Annotated in this window: 14 protein-coding genes; 3 read left to right on the top strand and 11 right to left on the bottom strand. The window is 58.5% G+C overall.

What is annotated here, in order from left to right; translation table 11 throughout:
- Positions 1-20: 20 nt before the first annotated feature.
- The 9 genes from NOR51B_RS05240 to NOR51B_RS05200 form a co-directional block, all read right to left on the bottom strand.
- The gene (locus NOR51B_RS05240) at positions 21-1,442 is read right to left on the bottom strand and encodes an FAD-dependent oxidoreductase (RefSeq protein ID WP_009019263.1); all 1,422 of its coding nucleotides are present in this window, start codon (positions 1,440-1,442) and stop codon (positions 21-23) included.
- 10 nt (positions 1,443-1,452) lie between these two features.
- Positions 1,453-5,940 (bottom strand): glutamate synthase large subunit, encoded by a 4,488-nt coding sequence (gene gltB / locus NOR51B_RS05235; RefSeq protein ID WP_009020428.1) that lies wholly within the window; start codon positions 5,938-5,940, stop codon positions 1,453-1,455.
- Positions 5,941-6,062: 122 nt separating this feature from the next.
- Complete coding sequence (aroB, locus tag NOR51B_RS05230; RefSeq protein ID WP_009019789.1) at positions 6,063-7,175, bottom strand: 3-dehydroquinate synthase; 1,113 nt, start codon at positions 7,173-7,175, stop codon at positions 6,063-6,065.
- A gap of 46 nt (positions 7,176-7,221) precedes the next feature.
- On the bottom strand, positions 7,222-7,773 hold the full coding sequence (gene aroK / locus NOR51B_RS05225) for a shikimate kinase AroK (RefSeq protein ID WP_154647738.1): 552 nt from the start codon (positions 7,771-7,773) through the stop codon (positions 7,222-7,224).
- Between the two features lie 35 nt (positions 7,774-7,808).
- The gene (gene pilQ, locus NOR51B_RS05220) at positions 7,809-9,926 is read right to left on the bottom strand and encodes a type IV pilus secretin PilQ (RefSeq protein WP_040481809.1); all 2,118 of its coding nucleotides are present in this window, start codon (positions 9,924-9,926) and stop codon (positions 7,809-7,811) included.
- Between the two features lie 25 nt (positions 9,927-9,951).
- Positions 9,952-10,485, bottom strand: a complete 534-nt coding sequence (locus tag NOR51B_RS05215) for a pilus assembly protein PilP (RefSeq protein WP_009019543.1) — start codon at positions 10,483-10,485, stop codon at positions 9,952-9,954.
- 8 nt (positions 10,486-10,493) lie between these two features.
- The gene (locus NOR51B_RS05210) at positions 10,494-11,108 is read right to left on the bottom strand and encodes a type IV pilus inner membrane component PilO (protein WP_009018816.1); all 615 of its coding nucleotides are present in this window, start codon (positions 11,106-11,108) and stop codon (positions 10,494-10,496) included.
- Complete coding sequence (locus NOR51B_RS05205) at positions 11,105-11,680, bottom strand: PilN domain-containing protein (protein ID WP_009019384.1); 576 nt, start codon at positions 11,678-11,680, stop codon at positions 11,105-11,107. Before NOR51B_RS05205 ends, NOR51B_RS05210 begins: the two co-directional genes overlap by 4 nt.
- Positions 11,680-12,744 (bottom strand): pilus assembly protein PilM, encoded by a 1,065-nt coding sequence (locus tag NOR51B_RS05200; RefSeq protein ID WP_009021100.1) that lies wholly within the window; start codon positions 12,742-12,744, stop codon positions 11,680-11,682. Before NOR51B_RS05200 ends, NOR51B_RS05205 begins: the two co-directional genes overlap by 1 nt.
- Positions 12,745-12,953: 209 nt before the next feature.
- On the opposite strand from NOR51B_RS05200, the gene NOR51B_RS05195 reads away from it, so the two are divergent.
- Positions 12,954-15,437, top strand: a complete 2,484-nt coding sequence (locus tag NOR51B_RS05195; RefSeq protein ID WP_040481806.1) for a penicillin-binding protein 1A — start codon at positions 12,954-12,956, stop codon at positions 15,435-15,437.
- A 247-nt stretch (positions 15,438-15,684) separates the two neighbouring features.
- On the opposite strand, the gene NOR51B_RS05190 is transcribed toward NOR51B_RS05195, so the two are convergent.
- Together NOR51B_RS05190 and rpmE are read right to left on the bottom strand one after the other, a co-directional pair.
- A complete protein-coding gene (locus NOR51B_RS05190; protein ID WP_009019499.1) occupies positions 15,685-16,974 on the bottom strand; it encodes a malic enzyme-like NAD(P)-binding protein in 1,290 nt (429 codons plus the stop codon).
- A gap of 115 nt (positions 16,975-17,089) precedes the next feature.
- A complete protein-coding gene (gene rpmE, locus NOR51B_RS05185) occupies positions 17,090-17,305 on the bottom strand; it encodes a 50S ribosomal protein L31 (protein ID WP_009019629.1) in 216 nt (71 codons plus the stop codon).
- A 129-nt stretch (positions 17,306-17,434) separates the two neighbouring features.
- Between rpmE and NOR51B_RS05180 the strand changes: the two genes are divergently transcribed.
- Positions 17,435-19,636, top strand: coding sequence for a primosomal protein N' (locus NOR51B_RS05180; RefSeq protein ID WP_009019493.1), 2,202 nt, complete (start codon positions 17,435-17,437; stop codon positions 19,634-19,636).
- 121 nt (positions 19,637-19,757) lie between these two features.
- Positions 19,758-21,443 (top strand): arginine--tRNA ligase, encoded by a 1,686-nt coding sequence (gene argS / locus NOR51B_RS05175; RefSeq protein ID WP_009020547.1) that lies wholly within the window; start codon positions 19,758-19,760, stop codon positions 21,441-21,443.

The raw sequence follows: 21,443 nt of genomic DNA, 5'->3' as shown, positions 1-21,443 counted from the left end.
TGCGTTTCCGGGGTGCTTACTTAAACACCGAGGTAGTCGAGAATCCCATCGGCGGCCTGACGCCCTTCCCAGATGGCGGTCACCACCAGGTCCGAGCCGCGCACCATATCACCGCCGGCGAATATTTTGGGGTTGGTGGTCTGAAATTTATACACCTGCTGCTCGGGCGCTACCACACCCTGCCAGTCGTTAAGTGTGATATCCAGATTACCAAACCAATCGGCGGGGCTGGGCTGGAAGCCAAACGCCATAATAATGGCATCGGCCTCGATAACCTGTTCGCTCCCTTCGACCGGCTGCGGACGACGACGGCCGCCTTCATCAGGCTCTCCGAGTTCGGTGGTCACAACCTTGACGCCGAGGACCCTGCCAAAGTACTCAACGACTTCCACCGGCTGGCGATTGAACAGGAACTGGATACCCTCTTCCTTGGCATTCTGAACTTCTTTACGCGAGCCGGGCATATTCTCCTCGTCGCGTCGGTACACGCAGTAGACACGGTCGGCCTGCTGTCGCACTGCCGTTCGAACACAATCCATCGCCGTGTCACCGCCACCGAGCACCACGACCGTTTTCTCCTTCAGGTCTATGTAGGCATCGTTTTCCTGCGGATAACCCATTTTCTGATTGACGTTGCCAATCAGATAATCGAGGGCTTTGTAGACCCCCGGAATGTCTTCGCCGGGGAAGCCGCCCTGCATGGCGGTGTAAGTACCCATGCCTAGAAATACCGCGTCGTAATCCGCCATGAGATCGTCGATATCAATATCGACACCGATCTCGGTATTGAGCACAAACTCAATGCCCATTTCCTCAAAGACCACCCGACGCCGCTCCATCACGGACTTCTCGAGCTTGAATTGCGGAATACCGAAGGTCAGCAGCCCGCCGATCTCAGGGTAGCGGTCGTATACCACCGCTTTAACGCCGTTTCGGGTGAGCACATCGGCACAACCCAACCCCGCGGGGCCGGCACCGATAATGGCCACCCGCTTGCCGGTTTGGATAACACCCGACAGGTCGGGACGCCAGCCCATCGCCAGCGCCGTATCGGTAATGTATTTCTCGGAATTACCAATGGTGACCGCACCAAAACCATCGTTCAGCGTGCACGCACCTTCGCAGAGACGGTCCTGGGGGCAGACCCGACCGCAGACTTCGGGCAGGGTATTGGTCTGGTGGCTGAGCTCCGCCGCTTCAAACAGGTTGCCTTCCGCGAGCAATTTGAGCCAATTGGGAATGAAGTTGTGAACCGGGCATTTCCATTCGCAATAGGGGTTTCCGCACTCAAGGCAACGGTCGGATTGCTCCGCAGCCTGACCTTTGGTGAAGGGGTCATAGATCTCAACAAAGTCTTCGGTCCGCGACTCGAAAGACTTTTTATTCGGCTCCTCTCGCTCGACATCGAGGAATTGAAAGTTGTTACCCAGTCGTGTGCTCATAAGCAATCCCTCAATCGGTGTCGCGCAGTCGCGCCATCAATTTATTCAGGTCAGCCGCCTTCGGCTTGACCAGCCAGAATTTACCGACGTAGTCCTCAAAGTTCTCAATCAGATTGGCGCCCCAGGCTGAGCCCGTTTCGCTGACAAACTCGCGAATCTGGTCCCTGAGGAAACGACGGTAGGCCTCCATGTGCTCGCCACTGACCCGATAGATCTCCACCAGTTCGCTGTTATAGCGATCGATAAAGCTTCGGTCTTCATCGAGTACCATGGCGAAACCACCGGTCATGCCGGCACCGAAATTAACACCGGTGCGACCCAGAACAACGATGCAGCCGCCGGTCATGTATTCGCAGCAGTGGTCTCCAGCACCCTCGATCACCGCATGGGCACCCGAGTTGCGCACACCAAAGCGCTCACCCGCGACTCCCGCTGCAAATAGGGTCCCACCGGTCGCCCCATACAGGCAGGTGTTACCGATGATGGAGGTATGGCGGCTCTCAAATGACGAATCGAGGGGCGGATAGACCACCAGCTTACCGCCGGCCATACCCTTGCCCACGTAGTCATTGCAGTCCCCTTCGAGATACATGTGAAGACCACCGGCATTCCAGACACCAAAGCTCTGGCCCGCAGTACCACTCAGGCGAAGCACGAGCGGGTTCTCGTCGAGCCCGGGGTTGCCGTGTCGCTTGGCAATTTCGCCGGACAGGCGGGCGCCGATCGAGCGATCGCAGTTGGTAATGGTATAGCTGAATTCGCCTCCGGCCTTGGACTCAATCGCTGATAGCGTGTCCGCGACCATCTGCTCGGCCTTGTCCGCGGTATCAAACGGGTCGTTGCTGCTGACCTCGCAGAACTGGGGCTGGCCTTCAGCGGCGGGGTCAACCCACAAAATCGGGTCCAGATCGAGTCTCTGCTGTTTGTCGGTATTGCCGGGGAGCCGCTGCAGAAGATCGGTTCGCCCGATCAGATCATCTATGCGGGCAACACCCAGCTTCGCCAGCCACTCGCGGGTCTCGTCGGCAACGAAGGTGAAGAAATTGATGACACGCTCGACGTCGCCAACAAAATGCTCCTCGCGCAGAGTCGCATTCTGGGTGGCGACACCGGTAGCACAATTGTTGAGATGGCAGATCCGCAGGTATTTACAACCCAGCGCGACCATGGGCGCGGTACCAAAGCCAAAGCTCTCGGCACCCAGAATCGCCGCCTTGATAACATCAAGACCCGTCTTCATACCGCCATCGGCCTGCAGGCGAATCTTGCCTCGCAACCGATTGCCACGCAGCGTCTGCTGGACTTCGGCGAGACCCAGCTCCCAGGGGGAGCCCGCGTAGCGAATAGAAGTCAGCGGGCTCGCGGCGGTACCGCCATCATAGCCGCTGATGGTAATCAGGTCCGCGTAAGCCTTGGCTACACCCGCCGCAATCGTACCGACCCCCGGCTCGGAGACGAGCTTGACCGATACCAGCGCATCGGGATTGACCTGCTTCAGATCAAAAATCAGCTGTGCGAGATCCTCAATCGAGTAGATGTCGTGATGCGGTGGTGGTGAGATCAGCGTAACGCCCGGAACCGAGTAGCGCAGGCGCGCAATCAGATCGTTGACCTTGCCCCCGGGCAACTGTCCGCCCTCCCCCGGCTTGGCGCCCTGGGCCACCTTGATTTGCAGCACCTCGGCATTCACCAGGTAATGGGGCGTAACACCGAATCGACCGGATGCAATTTGCTTGATCTTGGACACCCGATTGGTGCCAAAGCGGTTGGGGTCCTCGCCACCCTCACCGCTATTCGAGCGGGCACCGATCGCGTTCATACCCATGGCCAGGCTTTCGTGGGCCTCAGGTGACAGCGCGCCGAGTGACATCCCCGCCGAGTCAAAACGCTTGAGAATCGCCTCCACCGGCTCGACCGCATCGATATCAAGCGGCGTCTCCGCGAGTTTTACGTCGAGCAGATCTCGCAGTGTGGCCACGGGTCGCTGATTACAGTAGTCAGCATATTCCCTGTAGTCGCGATAATTACCGCTGGCGACGGCGCGTTGCAGGCTCATCACCACATCGGGGTTGTAGGCGTGGTACTCCCCGCCGTGCATGTACTTGAGCAAGCCCCCGGTGTGGATGGGCTTTCGACGAGACCGTGCCCGGGCCGCGAGCTGCCACTGATCGCGCTCGAGTTCGGCAAAACCTGCGCCCTCGATGCGCGAAGCAACGCCGCAAAAAGCAACATCAACGACTTCTTTGGAGAGCCCGACCGCCTCGAACAGCTGCGCACCGCGGTAGGAGTTGACCGCGGAGATGCCCATCTTGGACATGATCTTGAGCAAGCCCTTGTTAATGCCTTTTCGATAATTCTTGTAGCACGCAGCGGGTTCGCCAAGCAGCTCACCGGTGCGTAACTGATCCTCGATGACGCTGTAGGCCAGATAGGGATAGATCACAGTGGCGCCAAAGCCGAGCAGACAGGCGAACTGATGCGAGTCGCGGGCGCTACCGCTCTCGATCAAGAGGTTGGCGTCGGCGCGCAGACCCTCACGAATCAGGTGGTGGTGCACCGCACCGGTAGCCAGCAGACTGTGGATCGGTAAGCGATCGCCTTCGATATTACGATCGGAGATAACCAGCAGCGTGGCCCCTTCGCGAATGGCGGCCTCCGCTGCCGAGCACAGTGCCGCCACCGCTTCGCGCAGGTTGCCCTTGGCCGGATCGTAGGTCCCATCGATATTCGCTTTCTTGAGAACATCATCGCCGAGGCTGGTCAGCGTATTGAATTTACCCTCTGACAGCACCGGCGAGGTGAGACTGACTCGTTTGGCATGTTCCTCGGTCTCGATAAACACGTTGCCCTCACCGCCGAGGTCCACCTCCAGTGACATCACTATCGATTCCCGCAATGGATCGATGGGGGGATTGGTCACCTGGGCAAATTTCTGCCGGAAGTAGTCAAACAGGGATCGCTCCTGCTGGGACAACACCGCCATCGGTGTGTCGTCCCCCATGGAGCCCACCGCCTCGTTGCCCGATTCCGCCAGTGGGCGAAGTACCTGATCGCGCTCCTCAAAACTGACCTGGAACATCTTCTGGTAACGATCAAGAATCTCATCGGGAATCCCGGGTGAGACCTCGCCACCGAAACTGCCCTCGATGAACTGGGCATGCTCTCTCAACCAGCGCTTATAGGGGTGGCGCTGCTTGAGCATGTTATCGATGTCTTCCGAGTGGAGCACTTCGCCGGCATGGGTATCAACGACCAGGATCTGACCCGGCCCAACGCGTCCTTTAGCAATGACATCGGATGTTTTGTAGCCATGGGTGCCAATTTCCGAAGCGAGGGTGATGAACCCATCACGGGTGGTGACCCAGCGCGCAGGCCGCAGGCCATTGCGGTCAAGCAGGCAGGCGGCGTAGCGACCGTCGGTCAGAACAATACCCGCCGGGCCATCCCAGGGCTCCATGTGCATCGAGTGGTACTGGTAAAACGCCTTGACGTCCGGGTCCATGCCTTCGATGTTCTGCCAGGCGGGAGGAATCAGCATACGCAAAGCGCGCGGCAAGTCGACACCGCCGGTGGTAAGCAGCTCGAGCATGTTGTCGAGGCTCGAGGAGTCGGAGCCGTCGGTATTGACCAGTGGCGCCACGCTTTGCAGGTCCGGAAGTAACGGCGATTCCAGTTTCGGGGTACGTGCCTTGGACCAACTGCGGTTGCCTTCTATGGTGTTGATTTCGCCATTGTGGGCAACCATTCGGAAGGGCTGCGCCAGAGGCCAGCGCGGCAAGGTATTGGTTGAAAACCGCTGGTGGAACACACAGATTGCGGTTTCCAGGCCAGGGTCGCTCAGGTCCGGGTAAAAATGCTCGAGGTCGGCGGGCATAACCAGCCCTTTATAGGCCACCACCTGATCGGAAAGACTGCACACATAAAATTCTGAATCATTCGCCAGCGCTATCTCTGCCTGCCGTCGCGCCATGAAGAGGCGGGCACTGATTTGGTCATGGGCCAGGGCGCCCGCGTCGACAAAGACCTGCTCGATGCGCGGCAACTGCTCCAGCGCAATCTCGCCGCAGACATCCGAGGCGGTGGGTACCTCACGCCAGCCGACGACCTCGAGCTGATTCCCCTTTAACGCGGTCTCCACCGCCTCTCGAGCGAGAGACTGGGCAGCGGCCTCCCGGGACATAAAAATCATCCCCACGGCATAGCGTTCGCCAAGCTCACGACCGAACAGCGCCTTAGCCTGCGCCCGCATGAACGCATCGGGCATCTGCAACAACAGCCCGCAGCCATCGCCGGTCTTACCATCGGCTGCAATGCCACCGCGGTGGGTCATGCAGGTCAGCGACTCGATGGCGGTTTGCAACAGACGATGGCTGGCCTCGCCCTCGATATGTGCGATCAAGCCAAAACCGCAGTTATCGCGGAATTCTTCCGGGCGGTAGAGTCCCCGCGGGGCCGTCGACTCAGGTGCGTCGACCCCCGTCACAGTGCGTTGGGTCATAGTGGTCCTAAATTAAACTGCGTCAGCGACTTAGCGCCGACAGGCCCGCTTTTGCGGAAAAAGGATCAAGACAAAGAAGTGTGTATTTTACACATACTGGCAAATCTCGACAATGAAGCAACTCAGTCCAAATTCGCGCGATCAAAGCATGCCGACTCGATCTCGGCGGCAGAGACATCATCAACAATGACGGCATTCCCGGGCTGCGCCAAAAGAATAAAGCGGATGCGGCCCTCGACGACCTTTTTGTCGCCCGCCATCGAGGCCATGAGGTCGGCGACCGACATGTCCTCGGGTGGAGTCACCGGCAGCTCGAAACGGCCCAGTAAAGCGACCAGCCTGTCCACAAAATCGCGGGGAACCTGGCCACGCGCAGCCGATACCCGGGCGGCCATCACCATGCCGCAGGCCACGGCCTCGCCGTGCAACCAACGGCCGTACCCCTGTACCTGCTCAATGGCGTGACCAAAAGTATGTCCAAAGTTGAGGATGGCACGAACGCCCCCCTCCCGTTCATCCGCGGACACGACGTCGGCCTTAACAGCGCAGCTGCGCTCAATGGCTTCGGCGAGCACCGACTCCTCGCGGGCCAACAGTCGCGACGCGGACTGTTCCAACCAGTCGAAAAAGCCAATATCACTGATCAGCCCGTACTTGATTACCTCGGCGATACCCGCAGAAAACTCTCTGGCGGGCAGGCTATGAAGGGTCTGCAGATCAATCAGCACCGCTATGGGCTGGTGAAAGGCGCCAATCATGTTCTTGCCCTGGGGGTGATTGACCCCGGTTTTACCGCCAACCGAGGAATCCACCTGCGCCAGCAAGGTCGTCGGCAACTGCAGAAAATCGATGCCACGGAGATAGCAGGCCGCGGCAAAGCCAGTGATATCGCCAACCACACCACCGCCAAGCGCCACCATTACCGCCCCACGCTCGTGGCGATCCGCCAGCGCCGCGTCGAGTATGTCGCCGACTGCCGCCATGGTCTTGTTGGCCTCACCGTCCCGGAGTATGACCTCGGTCACCCGACGCCGACTGCCCAGCGCCCCACGTACCCGCGCGGCAAAAATGGGTGCAACAACATCATTACTGACGAGAATCACGTCCCGTCCCTCGAGGATATCGGCAAAAATCGATTCATCCGCCAACAAGTCCCTGCCGATGAGAATCGGATAGCTACGATCGCTTGATGGCGTCGAAAGATCGACGTGCAGGGTATGTAAACAGGTACTCATTGGGTCTCCGATGGTGCTGGGGCGGAATCAGCAGGCAACGTGGTTCTCAGGATACCGCTGTATGGCCGTTGGGCTCCATATCCATCTTCACAAGCTCGGCGATAATGCGATCGACCGCTTTTCGCGAGCCGGAGCCCTCGGTCTTTACCGTGATATCCGCGGCCCCTGAGTAGAGTGGCTCGCGAACCCGCATGAGGTCGGTGAGGATCTGCTGGCGATTACCTGTTGCCAGCAGGGGGCGACTTCGGTCCTGCGCCGTTCGTTTTACCTGTGCGCGAATGCTCGCCTGGAGATACACCACGACGCCAGCCGCAGCCATTACCGCACGATTCGCTTCGCGCAAAATAGCCCCGCCGCCGGTAGCCACCACAATATTCTGACGCTGCGCCAGCTCAGCGATAATGGCCTGCTCCCGATCGCGAAACCCCGATTCTCCCTCAACATCAAAAATCCAGGGAATATCAGCGCCGGTACGGTGCTCGATCTCGCTATCAGAGTCGACGAATTCGCGGCCCATTTTGACAGCGAGCTGGCGACCAATAGTCGATTTGCCGGCACCCATAGGCCCGACAAGGAAAATACAGCGGCTAGGATCCAACACGATTCCGAGCGGTGCGGAGGACGCGAACGCCCTCAGTCCAACAGCGCGTCCGACAGAATCCGCGGCGTGATGAAAATCAGGGTTTCCTGCTTGATGCTCTGCTTAATCGTACTCTTGAAGAGATTGCCCAGGTAGGGAATATCACCAAGCACCGGAACCTTGCTCACATCTATGCGCTCATCGCTTTGGAAGACGCCACCCAGTACAACGGTTTCGCCATTACCAACCAGTACCTGGGTCGTCAGTTCGGTAGTGTCGATAGAGGGAATACGGCCACCATTGGGCGTGCCGACTTCTTCACCCACCGAGTCCTGGTTGATGACCAGGTCGAGCAGGATTCTACCGTCGGGGGTGATATTGGGCGTTACCTCGAGCTTCAGCACGGCTTCTTTAAACTGGGTCGTGGTTGCCCCTGAGGCCGCCCCTTCCTGGTAGGGGATTTCAGTACCGGATTTGATGGTGGCGGGCAGCTTATCGCCGGTGATCACCTTGGGCTGCGAAACAATTTCACCCTGACCCGAAGCTTCGAGTGCCTGCAATTCTGCCGTCAGGAATAAATCCTTTGAGGTAAAGCCTATGGCAAAACCACTTTTTCCGCCCTCTTCAATACCCAGATCCACCAGGGGATTCGCCGGATAAGACAGTCCTGCCCCTGCTATGGCCTGCGTATTCAATGTTGCAACATCATCAAGGCCACGGGCCACCGAGGTGATACTGTCGCTACCCCGGTTGAGATAGCCGCCACCCCATCGCACTCCGAGGCTGTTGTTGAGGTCAGAGTCGGCAATAACAATTCGGGCTTCGATCATGACCTGGCGAATAGGTATGTCGACCTTTTCAATCAGATCCCGGACTGCCGCCAGATTTGCGGCCGTGTCAGTAATAATGATGGAGTTGGTCCGTTTGTCGAATTTAATCGAACCCCTCGCTGACACCATTGACCGACTGGCGCCCTCTGACTCGGTGAGCTCAGCGTCTCCCTTCAGGAGTTCAACGATATCCTCGGCCGAGGCGTAGCGAATACGGATAAATTCGTTCTGCAGGGGCGCCAGCTCCGCAATGGTTTTATTGGCCTCCACCTGCTGACGCTCACGCTCTGCAATTTCCTCCGCGGGTGCCACCATGAGCACATTGCCAATCTGCCGGCTATCCAGGCCCCGGGTTTTCAGTACCAGCTCCAACGCCTGGTCCCAAGGTACGCTCTGGAGGCGCAGCGTGATATTGCCCTCGACGGTATCCGAAGCAACGAGGTTAAGTTCCGTGAAGTCGGCGATCAGCTGCAGCACTGCTCGCACCTCTATATCCTGGAAGTTGAGCGAAATCCGATCACCGACGTAACTGAACTCGCTTTCCAGCTCCTCCTTCTCTTTCTCGGTCAGCGGTTTGACGCTCAGGATGTACTCGTTGCCGGTTTGGTAGGCGAGATAATCAAAATAACCCGTTGCGGCTAATTGAAGTCGGGTGCCACGCTCAGTAGTGTTGACCTCGACGGAGGTCACCGGAGTGGCGAAGTCGGTCACATCGAAGTTGCGCAGCAGCGATTCGGGCACTGCGGTATCGAGGAATTCGAGGGCAATACGACTACCCTCGCTGAACACGTTCACATCTACTGCGGCATTGCTCAAGGTCAGTACCAGCCGGCCTTCGCCTTCCTCCGAGCGACGGAACTGCAGGTCGGTAATCTCTGATTCGACCTTTGCTACCCGATTCATCTGGGTTTCCAACACGCCGTCAGCGGTTGAAGTCTGCGCATAGCTGCCGGAACTGTCCTGGCCCACCTGCAAAATAAGCTGGTTGCCACGAACGCTGGTCTCGTAGGGAACGAGTTTGACCAGATTCACCACCATCCGGGTGCGATCACCGGATTCAAGTACCAATACGCCCGTCGCATTACCAAACGACAGTGGATACCGTTTTTGCGCCAGAGCACTTTGTGTTGCCGGAAAATCGATGGCTATGCGGGCAGGCTTCTCAATCGTATAGGCATCAAGGTCTACCGGCGGTGGCTCGTTAAAGTCGAGTCTGATCTCGAACTTCCCCCCCGGCTGGGAACTAAACGTAATGTCCTCTATGACCGGATCCGCGAGCGCGGTCTGCCCCGCAGTCAAGCCGACCATCAGAGCCAGATAGCCCATCGTCCTTTTCAACATCACAGACATCTCCATCGCCCTCGCCTCAAGACCCAAGCAGGTCAATCGTGCGGGGCCGTTCAACCCAGCCATCCGCTGTTCCATCTGACACAATCTCGATAACCGACACATAGGTGTCGGTTGTCTCTACAATCTTGCCGTGATCGCGCCCCAGATATTCACCCACCTGAACCCGATGGATACCACCATCGGGGTCTTTAATCAGACTCCAGTCCTTACCATCGCGTTCAAGCGCTCCCACCAGCTGCAGGGAGTCGAGCGTAAACTGCTCCAGAAATTGCCTGGGACGATCGGGGTCCGGACGAACCACAGCACCGCTTTGCAAGCCCGCAACCAGCTTCACCGCAACCGGGCGATCAAAGGGGCTGCGCTGGGTAGTCGCCGAATAAGCAAACGCCTCGTAAGCCTGAAAAGTGGGTACCGGCTGGATCACCCCACCCGGGCGCGCCAGCTTCTCGGCCATAAACGCGTCAAGGTCCCTCATATCATTACCCATACACCCAGAAAGCAAAAAAACCGGGCCGAGTAGTGCCAGTATCGCCGTTGTTTTCGATTTCACGAACCCGCTCATTCTTCATCGTCCCGATAGCGGTAGGTTTTTGCGAGAATGCGCATCTCCAGGCGATGTGTTTGTTCACCGGGGGAGACAATCTCAAAATCATGCAAGGTCACAATTCGGGGCAGGCTGGCCATGCCACTGATAAAGGCTCCGAGGTCATGATACGAGCCCACCGCATTAATCTCGATCGGAAGCTCAATATAGAACTCCTGTTTTTGCTCATCCAGAAGATCAATGCTGTCGATCTGGAGGCCATTTACCTCACCCTTGTTGGTAATATCCTCAAGAAGGCCCGGAACTTCGGTATCGCTGGGCAGCTGGCTTACCAGAGCGCCGAAACTTTCCTGCATTTCAATCAGCTGCGCTTTGTAGGCCTCAAGGTTTGCGGCTTCAAACGCTTTCTTCTCAAAATCCCGCTTCAGCTCAACCTCTGTCTGCTCGACCTGACGCAGCTGGTTTTCCAGGCTCTCGAGGTGGTAGTAATAACCGGCCACTACAATCGCCACGAATACCAGTATGCCCGTAAACACCTTGACCGGCGCAGGCCAGCTACCCGTGTTATCGAGCGACAGGTCAGACAGGCTGATCTCATTGAGCGACTTGAGGGATTCGAGGAAGTTCACGCGTCGGACTCCCCGTTCGCTTCACCCTCTTTCGCGAGCTGCACACCCACGGTCAGCGTAAACGTCGCGGCCTGATCACCGAATTCCGGCGCGGCAACGACCGCATCGAGGTTGGGATCCTGAAGCCACTCTGAAGCGTCGAGTCGCCGCATCAGGCTCGAAACCCTGTTGTTGGACTCGGCCACGCCCTGAATGGTGATCATTCCCTCCTCGGTGGTGAGCTCGGTGTAGAAAACGCCATCGGGTAGCGTGCGTACGAGCTGGTCAAGAATCCGCACAATAACCGGCCGGGTTCCCTGAAGTTCCTGAATAATGCGCATGCGCTCGATCAACTGGACCCGCTTTTTCTGCAAATCGCGAATCTCCGCCACCTTCTCATCGAGCTTAGCGATGTTTTGCTCGAGATAGGCATTACGCTGCTTTTGGTTCTCGATGCGGCTGTTTTCCAGACGGTCTGCGCCGACCAGCGCCAGCACAGCCACCATCGCAACGCCGACCAGGTTGAGCGTGAACTGCTTTTTGCGCTCGGCGCGAAGCTCCTCGCGCCAGGGCAATAGGTTAATGCGCGCCATTAGTCGAAACTCCGCAGAGCCAACCCGCAGGCCATCATCAGGGCGGGGGCATCGCTATTGAGCGCTACTAGGTTTACCTTCGGAGACACCGTCATATCGGCAAACGGGTTGGCGACAAAAGTAGGCGTACTGAGGCGCTCCTCAACCATCGCCGCCAATCCGTCCATGGCTGCCACACCACCGGCGAGGCAGACGGCGTCGACACTGCTGAAGTCACCCGACGAAAAGAAGAACTGCAGCGACCGACCGACCTGCTGCACCACCGCCTCAAGAAAGGGCTCCAGCACATCGGTCTCGTAGTCATCGGGCAAGCCGCCCTGTTTTTTCGCCAAACCCGCCTCATCGAGGGGCAGACCGTAGCGGCGCATGATTTCATCAGTAAGCTGCTTGCCACCAAACAGCTGCTCTCGGGTGTACACCGTATTCCCGCGATGCAGCACCGAAAGCGTCATCATGGTGGCACCAATATCCACGAGTGCCACGGTGGCCCGCTCTTCGATATCGGCCTGAGTGCGCACCAGTTCAAAAGCCCGCTCCATGGCATAGGCCTCGACATCGATAATCCTCGGCATTAGATCAGCGAGTTCCAGCGCATCCACACGACTATCGATAGTCTCACGGCGGCAGGCTGCGAGCAGCACATTGACCTGATCTTCGCGCCCCTGAACAGGGCCCTGCACTTCAAAATCGATAGCCACTTCGTCGAGGGGATAGGGCACATACTGATCCGCCTCAAGGGTAAGCTGGGTTTCCATGTCTTCGTCGCTCAAACCAATCGGCATTGGAATCGTCTTGGTGATCACCGAAGAGCCCGCCACAGCGCTAACCACCTGGCGGTTTTTGCTACGGGACTGGTTAACCACATTGCGAATCGCAACGGCCACTTCGTCGACGTTATTGATAGCCTTTTCGACCACGGCGTCGATAGGCAGCGATGCGACACCAAAGCTCTCCACCCGGTACCGTCCGTTGGACTGACTGAGCTCCAGCAGCTTGACGGTCGTCGAGCTAATATCGATCGCAAGAAATTGCGTTTTTCCACGCTTTCCTAACAGGCCGAACACATTGGCGCCCCTACAACCTTCCCCAGTCAAACACGAGTTCTAAGCGCTCGTGACTTGTTGTTACCGTATACTAAGCATTAATAGGCATTACATGCCAATATAACTGTGCAAAAAGAACACTTTGACGCAGAAATTTCAGGTTTCTGTGGTCAAAACCGGCAAATTCACCGAAACGTCGAACCTCGACGCACAACTTGGAGCTCCGAGCCTTGCGCGTCATACGCAAGCTACTACTTTTTTTTGTCTTGATGGCCGGCGCGTCCCTATGGGGACTGGCAGGTTTATACCTGTATCTGAGCCCGAACCTGCCCGAGGCCGATACCCTTCGGGAGGTCAAGCTGCAGACGCCCATGCGCGTGTTTAGCCAGGACGGCCTGCTGATCGGGCAGTTCGGTGAGCAAAAGCGCAGCCCACTCCGTTTTGACCAGATCCCCCAGGGTTTCATCGATGCACTGCTATCTGCCGAGGATGATCAATTCTTCAAGCATTCGGGCATTGACCCGGGCGGACTGCTGCGCGCGGTCTCAGAGCTCGTTCTGACGGGCGAAAAAGGCTCGGGCGGCAGCACCCTGACGATGCAGGTAGCACGCAATTACTTTCTTTCCCTGGAGCGCACCTTCCTCCGCAAGTTCAATGAAATCCTTTTGGCACTCGAAATTGAGCGCGCACTGACCAAAGAAGAAATCTTCGAGCTTTATGTCAACCGTGTCTTCCTGGGGCATCGTGCCTACGGCTTCGAAGCGGCGGCACAGACCTACTATGGGCGCTCGCTGTGGGAGTTAAGTCTCGCACAGCAGGCCATGCTGGCAGGCATTCCCAAGGCACCCTCACGCAACAACCCCCTCAGCAACCCCGAAAAAGGCAAGGCCAGGCGCGACTGGATCCTGGGGCGCATGGCGCGCCTGGGCAAGCTGGATGAGACACAGCTGGCCGAAGCACGTGCTGAACCCGTGACCGCCGAGTACCACGGCCTCCAGGTTCAGGTCGATGCTGATTATGTGGCCGAAATGGTGCGACAGGAGATGGTCGATCGCTTCGGGCAAGGCGCCTACAACGACGGATACGTGGTTCACACTACAGTGGATAGCACCTTACAGCTGGCCGCACGCGACGCCCTGCTGGGCGGACTTCGAACCTACGATGCCCGTCACGGCTGGCGCGGTCCGGAGCGACGACTCCCTCCGCCCCTGCCATTGCCAACCCCGATCGATGAATCCAATTCTGAAATACAGGAAGCTCAAGAAGCGGTAGCAATCCCTGAGGAACTGTTTGATCAATGGCAGGATGCCCTGCGGAATATGCCGGTTATTGCGGATCTCGATCCTGCAATCGTCACCCGCATTAGTGAGCAGGGGGCGGAGCTACTGCACAAAAACGGTTCGATGATCACCCTGGCCTGGGAAGGCGATCTCGAGCAGGTACGGCGCTATTTGAGCGAAAACTCGCGCACTGCGCGGCCGGAGACAATTGCCGATGTGCTCGCTGTCGGCGATCTGGTCCGCGTCACATCGGCGGGAGATGGCAGCTGGAAACTGGCGCAGGTACCTCGGGCACAGGCCGCACTGGTGGCGCTCGATCCCAGCGATGGAGCGATCCGTTCACTGGTGGGCGGCATGGGTTTCGAGCTGTCGAAGTTCAATCGCGTTACCCAGGCGAAGCGCCAGCCAGGATCGAATTTCAAACCTTTCCTCTATGCCGCGGCGCTGGAGTCCGGGGTCACCGCCGCCACGCTGATTAACGACGCGCCCATTGTGCTGGACAACCTCGCGAGCGATGAAATCTGGCGGCCGGAAAACGACAGCGGTAAGTTTTATGGGCCAACACGCCTGCGCAACGCCCTCACCTTCTCCAGGAACCTGGTGTCGATTCGGGTGCTTCAACGCCTCGGCGTCGACCGCTTCACTGACTATCTGGACCAGATAGGTTTTGATACCAGCAACATGGCCCGAAACCTCACCCTGGCACTTGGCACCCACGCCTACACGCCGATGGATATTGTGTCGGGCTACGCGATGCTGGCCAATGGCGGCTATCGCGTCGAGCCCTATCTGATCAACCGCATTGAAGATGCCCGCGGCGATATCATTTGGCAATCGCGTCCCGCCCTCGCCTGTCAGGACTGCGACCGCCTGCGGGAAGTCGATTCGATCGATGCCGACCAACCGCTGCGGATGGAAGACATTTTGAACGAGACGAGTACCGAGACGGTTAACGAAGCACCGCAGGTAATGGATCCCCGCATTACCTACATTGTGACATCGATGCTGCAGGACGCCATCCAGCGGGGTACGGGTCGACGGGCACGGGTGTTGGAGCGACAGGATATCGCGGGTAAAACCGGAACGACCAACGGCCCTAGAGACGCGTGGTTTTCTGGCTACAATCGCAATCTCGTCACCACGACCTGGGTAGGCTTCGACGACTATAGCCTGTTGGGTAAGCGAGAGTTTGGCGGCACCGCTGCCCTGCCCATCTGGATCGATTTCATGCGCGAGGCCGCAGGACCCACACTCACTCCGGCGCCAATGCCCTCGGGTGTGACGCGGCTTCGAATCGATGCGAAGACCGGCGAACGGGTTACGGGCTCGCCGAAAGGCAGCATGCTGGAGTACTTTCTCGAGGAACACCTACCGCCGAGTGCAGCGGACGGCGGCTCGTCCATAGCCACCGACGAACTCAAGGGGCTTTTTTAGGGGCTTTTTTAAAACAGGTTTAATTTAGCCTTCATTGAGGCTCATCACGGATTAGCGGAATCAGGGCCTGCGCGGTAGCTCAATCAGTGCCCTGGAAGCTGTTCGCCGACAACCACACCCTGTATCCTGATATCGGTGACGCAGACGGTAGCCCTTTGCGCTGCTCGCTTGGCTCCCGCACGTTCAGCGCATTGCCAGAGTCGCTCGTCGACGCCCCAGCCCATCTCACCTCGCCTCGCGGCAGTGCTCAGCGCCAGTTACGGTCGGCACCAAAACCAACGCCACCCCAGAGCTGCTCCTCATAATCTTCATCCAGCGGCGCCCGCGCCACACCCGATTCGATCGCGGCTTTGGCCACCGCGGGAGCAATAATAGGCATGAGCCTTGGATCCATGGGCTTAGGCAGGATGTAATAGGGACCGAACTCGAGCTCAACCACACTGTAGGCATCGAGTACGGATTCCGGTACCGGCTCCCGCGCCAGCTGAGCCAGTGCCTTAACCGTTGCGATCTTCATCGCCTCGTTGATGGTCGATGCGCGAACATCGAGGGCGCCTCTGAAAATAAAGGGGAAACCGAGCACGTTGTTGACCTGGTTGGGGTAGTCGGAACGACCGGTGGCCATAATCAGGTCATCGCGGGTGGCGAGCGCCAGTTCGCGATTGATTTCCGGATTGGGATTCGAGCAGGCAAATATAATGGGTCGCGGCGCCATGGAGCGCACCATATCGGCGCTCACCAGGTCAGGGCCCGAGAGCCCGATGAGTACATCGGCGCCCTTCATGGCGTCGTCAAGGGTTCGTTTGTCCGTATCAACGGCAAACAGAGCCTTCTGCTCGCTCAAATTATCTCGCTTGCTATGAATCACACCCTGCCGATCCAGCATCATCATTCGCGACGGATCTGCGCCCATTTCGAGCAGCAGGTTCATGCAGGCTACCGCGGCCGCACCGGCACCGAGACAGACCACCGTGACATCCTCCAGGGATTTTTCCTGCACTTCGAGCGCATTGACCAGTCCGGCGGCAGTAACAATAGCGGTGCCGTGCTGATCGTCATGGAACACCGGGATATCGCAGCAAGCCTGCAGCCGTCGCTCGATTTCAAAACACTCAGGTGCCTTGATGTCCTCGAGATTAATTCCGCCGTAAGTGCATGAAATAGCCCGTACGGTGTTGACGAAGGTATCGACGTCCTGCGTATCAACCAGCACATCGATGGCGTTGATGTCAGCGAAGCGTTTGAACAGCAGTGCTTTACCTTCCATTACCGGTTTACTGGCTAATGCGCCCAGATTGCCCAATCCCAGCACTGCCGTTCCATTGCTGATCACCGCAACACTATTGCCTTTGCCGGTGTAGCGATAGGCCAGTGAGGGGTCGTGGGCAATTTGGCTGCAGGGTTCAGCAACCCCGGGGCTGTATGCCATCGCGAGATGTCGCATGGTTTCGGCAGGTTTTGTCAGCTCAATACTGATTTTTCCCGGAACCGGTAATGCGTGGTACTCCAAAGAATCCCGCTTCAATCGTTCTGACATACTTTTCCCCTATCGTTATTCACGTCAGACCACCGCCTGTGGCTTTATTGTAATGCGATGGCATTCGGGCAAAAAAAACGCCGGCTGTGCCGGCGTTTCTGTGTACTGCGCTTGACTACTTCTTGAGACTGCGTCCGGCGAAGCGCTTGTTGAACCGGTCAACGCGCCCACCAGAATCGGCCTTCTTCTGCTTGCCCGTATAAAATGGATGGCAGTTGCTGCAGACGTCGATACTGAGGTCGTTGCACAGCGTTGAACGGGTCTTGATTTCGTTCCCGCAGCTGCAGCGAGCAGTCACTTCTTCGTACTTTGGGTGGATTTCAGCTTGCATGATTTTCCCTGCCAGGAGACTGACGTGTAAAAAAAGAGGGCGAATGGTACCAGAGCGGCCCGCTTTTACAAGGCCTGCTGTACACTCCGGTAATGGTCATATTACCCTCGAAGCAGCACTACTGACGCCATGGCCGGCCACGAACCCCCTGCATCGAGACCTATTGTCGCCTGCGCTGTTCAGACCCCGCTTCGGCGCGCGTTTGACTATCTGATACCCCACAACATTGACCCCGGCGCGGTGATGCCCGGGAACCGGGTTCAGGTACCCTTTGGCCGCCGCCAGGTGGTCGCCCTGATCCTGCACCGGGTCGATGTCTCGACCGTGGATCCGATGAAACTGAAGCCGATCACGGCCGTGCTTGATGAGCAGCCCCTGCTGGACCCTCTCCACCAACAGCTCATGCGTTGGGTTTCTGATTACTATCTACACCCCATTGGCGAGGTTTATCCGCTGGCCTTGTCACCCTGTGAGCGCCGCGGCGAGCCGCCGGCATCAATGGGTGAACCGGGGCTGAAGTTAACACTCAGGGGCCAGGGTCTGCCCGAAAACGCGCTCAAACGCTCACCACGACAGGCACAGCTGCTCGCCCTGCTACAGGCGGAGGCGCAGCCGCTCTCAGCACTCCGCGATGCCGGCATCAGCACGGGTATTGTGCGCCAGCTGATTGCCAAGGATCTGGCGGTGCGTTGTCAGATCGACGGTAATCCGGCGTGGAACGCGGGGCCGCCCCTGCCGCCCTCCAGCGAGCAGCAGGAGGCCATCAGCGCGATTCGCGACACCCTCGGTGGGTACCGCTGCCACCTGCTTGATGGCATTACCGGGAGCGGTAAAACCGAGGTCTACCTGCAGGCGATCGCCAGCTGTATTGCAGGCAGCAGACAGGCCTTGCTGCTCTTACCCGAGATCGGGCTCACCCCGCAGATGCTGGCGAGATTCAAGGAGCGCTTCGACGCGCCCATTGTGGTGCTGCACTCAGGATTGTCCGATGGGGAGCGCGATCGCGGGTGGTCAGCGGCCAGAGCCGGCAAGGCCGCTATTGTCATAGGCACACGCTCGGCGGTTTTTGTGCCCCTCGCCCGGCCCGGACTGATTATCGTCGATGAGGAACACGATGCGGGCTACAGCCAACAGGATGGGTTGCGCTATTCCGCCCGGGATGTGGCCGTGAAACGGGGACACCTGGCCGACTGCACCGTCGTATTGGGCAGTGCCACACCCAGCATAGAATCCCTCGATAATGTGAATCGCGGACGTTATCAATTGCTCCGTCTGCGCCAGCGCGCCGGCGGTGCCTCGCTGCCGAGCGCACGCGCAATCGATGTCCGCGGTCTGGCGCTGCGCGGCGGCCTGTCTACAGAAATGCTCGACACGGTCAGGCAAACCCTCGATCGAGGTGAGCAAGCGCTGTTGTTTGTGCATCGACGCGGCTTCGCCGCTGGGTTGCAGTGTCACGATTGCGGATGGGTCGCCCAGTGCCGCCACTGCGATGCGGGTCTCGCGGTTCACCGGCATCCAATCCGACTGCGTTGCCATCATTGCGGCTGGAACCGGGACCTGCCGGGGCACTGCCAACACTGCGGCGGATCGCGACTGGCATCAACCGGAGTGGGCACCGAGCAGAGCGAAGCGGTGCTCGCAGCACAATTCCCGGGTACCGCACTGTACCGGGTTGATAGCGATACCATGACCGGCAAAGGCAGTCGTGACGCCTTTCACTCCGCTGTCAGGGACCCAGCCCCCGCCATCATGATCGGAACGCAAATGCTCACCAAGGGACATCACTTCCCCAGGGTGACCCTAGTGGGCGTTGTCGATGCCGATAACCTGCTGTTCAATCCCGATTTCCGGGGCGAAGAGCGACTGTTACAGCTGCTCTATCAGGTCGCGGGGCGCGCCGGGCGCGGTGACCACCCGGGCCAGGTGCTGCTGCAAACCCGGCATCCGGAGCATCCCATCATTGCGCGAGCGTTGCGGGAGGAGTACGGCGTGATGGCGGCCGAGATCATTGAACAGCGTTATCAGCGGGGTCTGCCACCGGTGGGTGCCATGGCAGTTATGCGTTGCGACAGCACCTCCCTCGATCAGGGTATCGGGTTCCTCCAGCAGGTAAAACGCGAGATGAATACCACAGCCAGCACCCTTATTGGTCCGCTGCCGGCCGCGATGGCGCGGCGTGCAGGGCGCTTTCGCAGCCAACTGATCGTAATGGCCGACACGCGCAGGGCGCTGGCCCTGGCGATGAACACGCTGGTGGCGGTCGCCGAGGCATTACCCCGGCCCAGCGGGCTCAACTGGTTTGTCGATATCGACCCTATCGAGACGCTATAAACTAAACGCAACTGGTGAAGCGGCGCCACAGCAGGGATAATCCTGACTGCTGGAAACCAAGCCAGTGGCCATGATCGGCGCTATCCGCTTATGGCCCGCTCATTGAATCTGAGGTATCGGTATGAAAGAAGCGCTCACTTCGCTTCTAGAACAGGCATTGCAATCACTGGTTGCCGCGGGGACGCTATCTGATGGCGAAGTCGTCAGCCCCAAAATTGAGCATCCGAAGGATCCCAGCCACGGCGATTTCGCGACCAATCTGGCTATGGTGTTGGCGAAGCGCGCGGGAATGCCGCCACGGGAATTTGCCCAGCGCCTGATCGACGCGCTGCCCGATAACTCCCTGATAGAAGGCACTGAAATTGCGGGACCCGGTTTTATCAACTTCCGACTCAGCCAGGCCAGCAATACCGGGGTTATTCGAGAGATTCTCACTCAAGGTGCTGAGTACGGATACCAACGGCACACCCGCCGCGGCAAGGTACAGGTCGAGTTTGTCTCGGCCAATCCCACGGGGCCACTGCACGTCGGGCACGGGCGCGGTGCCGCCATCGGCGACTCCCTGAGTCGACTGTTGACGGCTACGGGCTGGGATGTGCATCGCGAGTTCTACTACAACGATGCAGGGCAGCAGATAAGCAACCTGGCGCTATCGGTTCAGGCACGCGCCAAAGGGCTGACACCGGAAAATGCGAACTGGCCTGACGATGGCTACCGCGGTGAATACATCGCGGATCTGGCGGATGCTTTTTTGAAAAAAGAAGCGGTGGCGGCAGCGGACCGCGAAGTCGCGGCCAATGGTGATAGTGACGATCTGGATAATATTCGTGCCTTCGCCGTGGCCTGGTTGCGGCGTGAGCAAGATGCCGATCTGAAAGCATTTGGCGTTCAATTTGACGAGTATTTCCTCGAATCCTCGCTTTATGACGGGGGCGAAGTCGATCGAGTGGTCGAAGAGTTGACCATAAACGGTCACACCTACGAACAGGACGGTGCGCTGTGGCTGCGCAGCACCGAATTCGGTGATGACAAGGACCGCGTCATGCGTAAGCGCGAGGGCGGCTATACCTATTTCGTGCCCGACGTTGCCTATCACCGCAATAAATGGCGGCGGGGTTACCAGCGCGTGATCAACGAGCAGGGAGCCGACCACCACAGCACGATTACACGCGTCAGGGCCGGTCTGCAGGGGCTGGACGCGGGAATACCCGATGGCTGGCCCGAATACGTGCTGCACCAGATGGTGACGGTCATGCGCGACGGCGCCGAGGTGAAGCTTTCCAAGCGCGCCGGCAGTTACGTCACGCTAAGCGATTTGATTGATTGGGTAGGCCGTGACGCTACACGCTTTTTCCTCACGGCCCGAGCGGCGACGTCCCAGCTTACGTTTGATATCGATCTGGCGCGCTCACAAAGCAACGAAAATCCGGTCTATTACATCCAATACGCGCATGCTCGAGTCTGCAGCGTGGAGCGTAAAGCCCGCCAACAGGATCCGGACTGGACACCCACTGACGGACTCGAATCCCTCGATACCCTGATTGAACCAGAGGCACTCGCCCTCGCGCTGACCCTGAGCCGGTTCCCGGAGGTGGTCAGCACCGCCGCCGAGCGACTCGAGCCCCACGATATCGCCAATTACCTGCGCGGTGTGGCCGGCGAGTTTCACTCGTTTTACAACGCGCACAAGATGCTCGACGCTGAGCCACCGGTGGCAAGAGCGAGACTGGCGTTGGCGGACGCGACACGACAGGTGATAGCCAATGGCCTGGCGCTCCTTGGCGTCTCTGCACCAGAGAGTATGTGA

It is taken from the genome of Luminiphilus syltensis NOR5-1B, from assembly GCF_000158175.1.
GTDB lineage: Bacteria > Pseudomonadota > Gammaproteobacteria > Pseudomonadales > Halieaceae > Luminiphilus > Luminiphilus syltensis.
This window is presented reverse-complemented; position numbering and strand designations above follow the sequence as displayed.

Excerpts from the sequence above, each read along its gene's own strand:
- NOR51B_RS05240 (WP_009019263.1), bottom strand. The coding sequence starts at position 1,442 with ATGAGCACACGACTGGGTAACAACTTTCAATTCCTCGATGTCGAGCGA.
- gltB (WP_009020428.1), bottom strand. The coding sequence starts at position 5,940 with ATGACCCAACGCACTGTGACGGGGGTCGACGCACCTGAGTCGACGGCC.
- aroB (WP_009019789.1), bottom strand. The coding sequence starts at position 7,175 with ATGAGTACCTGTTTACATACCCTGCACGTCGATCTTTCGACGCCATCA.
- pilQ (WP_040481809.1), bottom strand. The coding sequence starts at position 9,926 with ATGTTGAAAAGGACGATGGGCTATCTGGCTCTGATGGTCGGCTTGACT.
- NOR51B_RS05205 (WP_009019384.1), bottom strand. The coding sequence starts at position 11,680 with ATGGCGCGCATTAACCTATTGCCCTGGCGCGAGGAGCTTCGCGCCGAG.
- NOR51B_RS05190 (WP_009019499.1), bottom strand. The coding sequence starts at position 16,974 with ATGTCAGAACGATTGAAGCGGGATTCTTTGGAGTACCACGCATTACCG.
- rpmE (WP_009019629.1), bottom strand. The coding sequence starts at position 17,305 with ATGCAAGCTGAAATCCACCCAAAGTACGAAGAAGTGACTGCTCGCTGC.
- NOR51B_RS05180 (WP_009019493.1), top strand. The coding sequence starts at position 17,435 with ATGGCCGGCCACGAACCCCCTGCATCGAGACCTATTGTCGCCTGCGCT.
- argS (WP_009020547.1), top strand. The coding sequence starts at position 19,758 with ATGAAAGAAGCGCTCACTTCGCTTCTAGAACAGGCATTGCAATCACTG.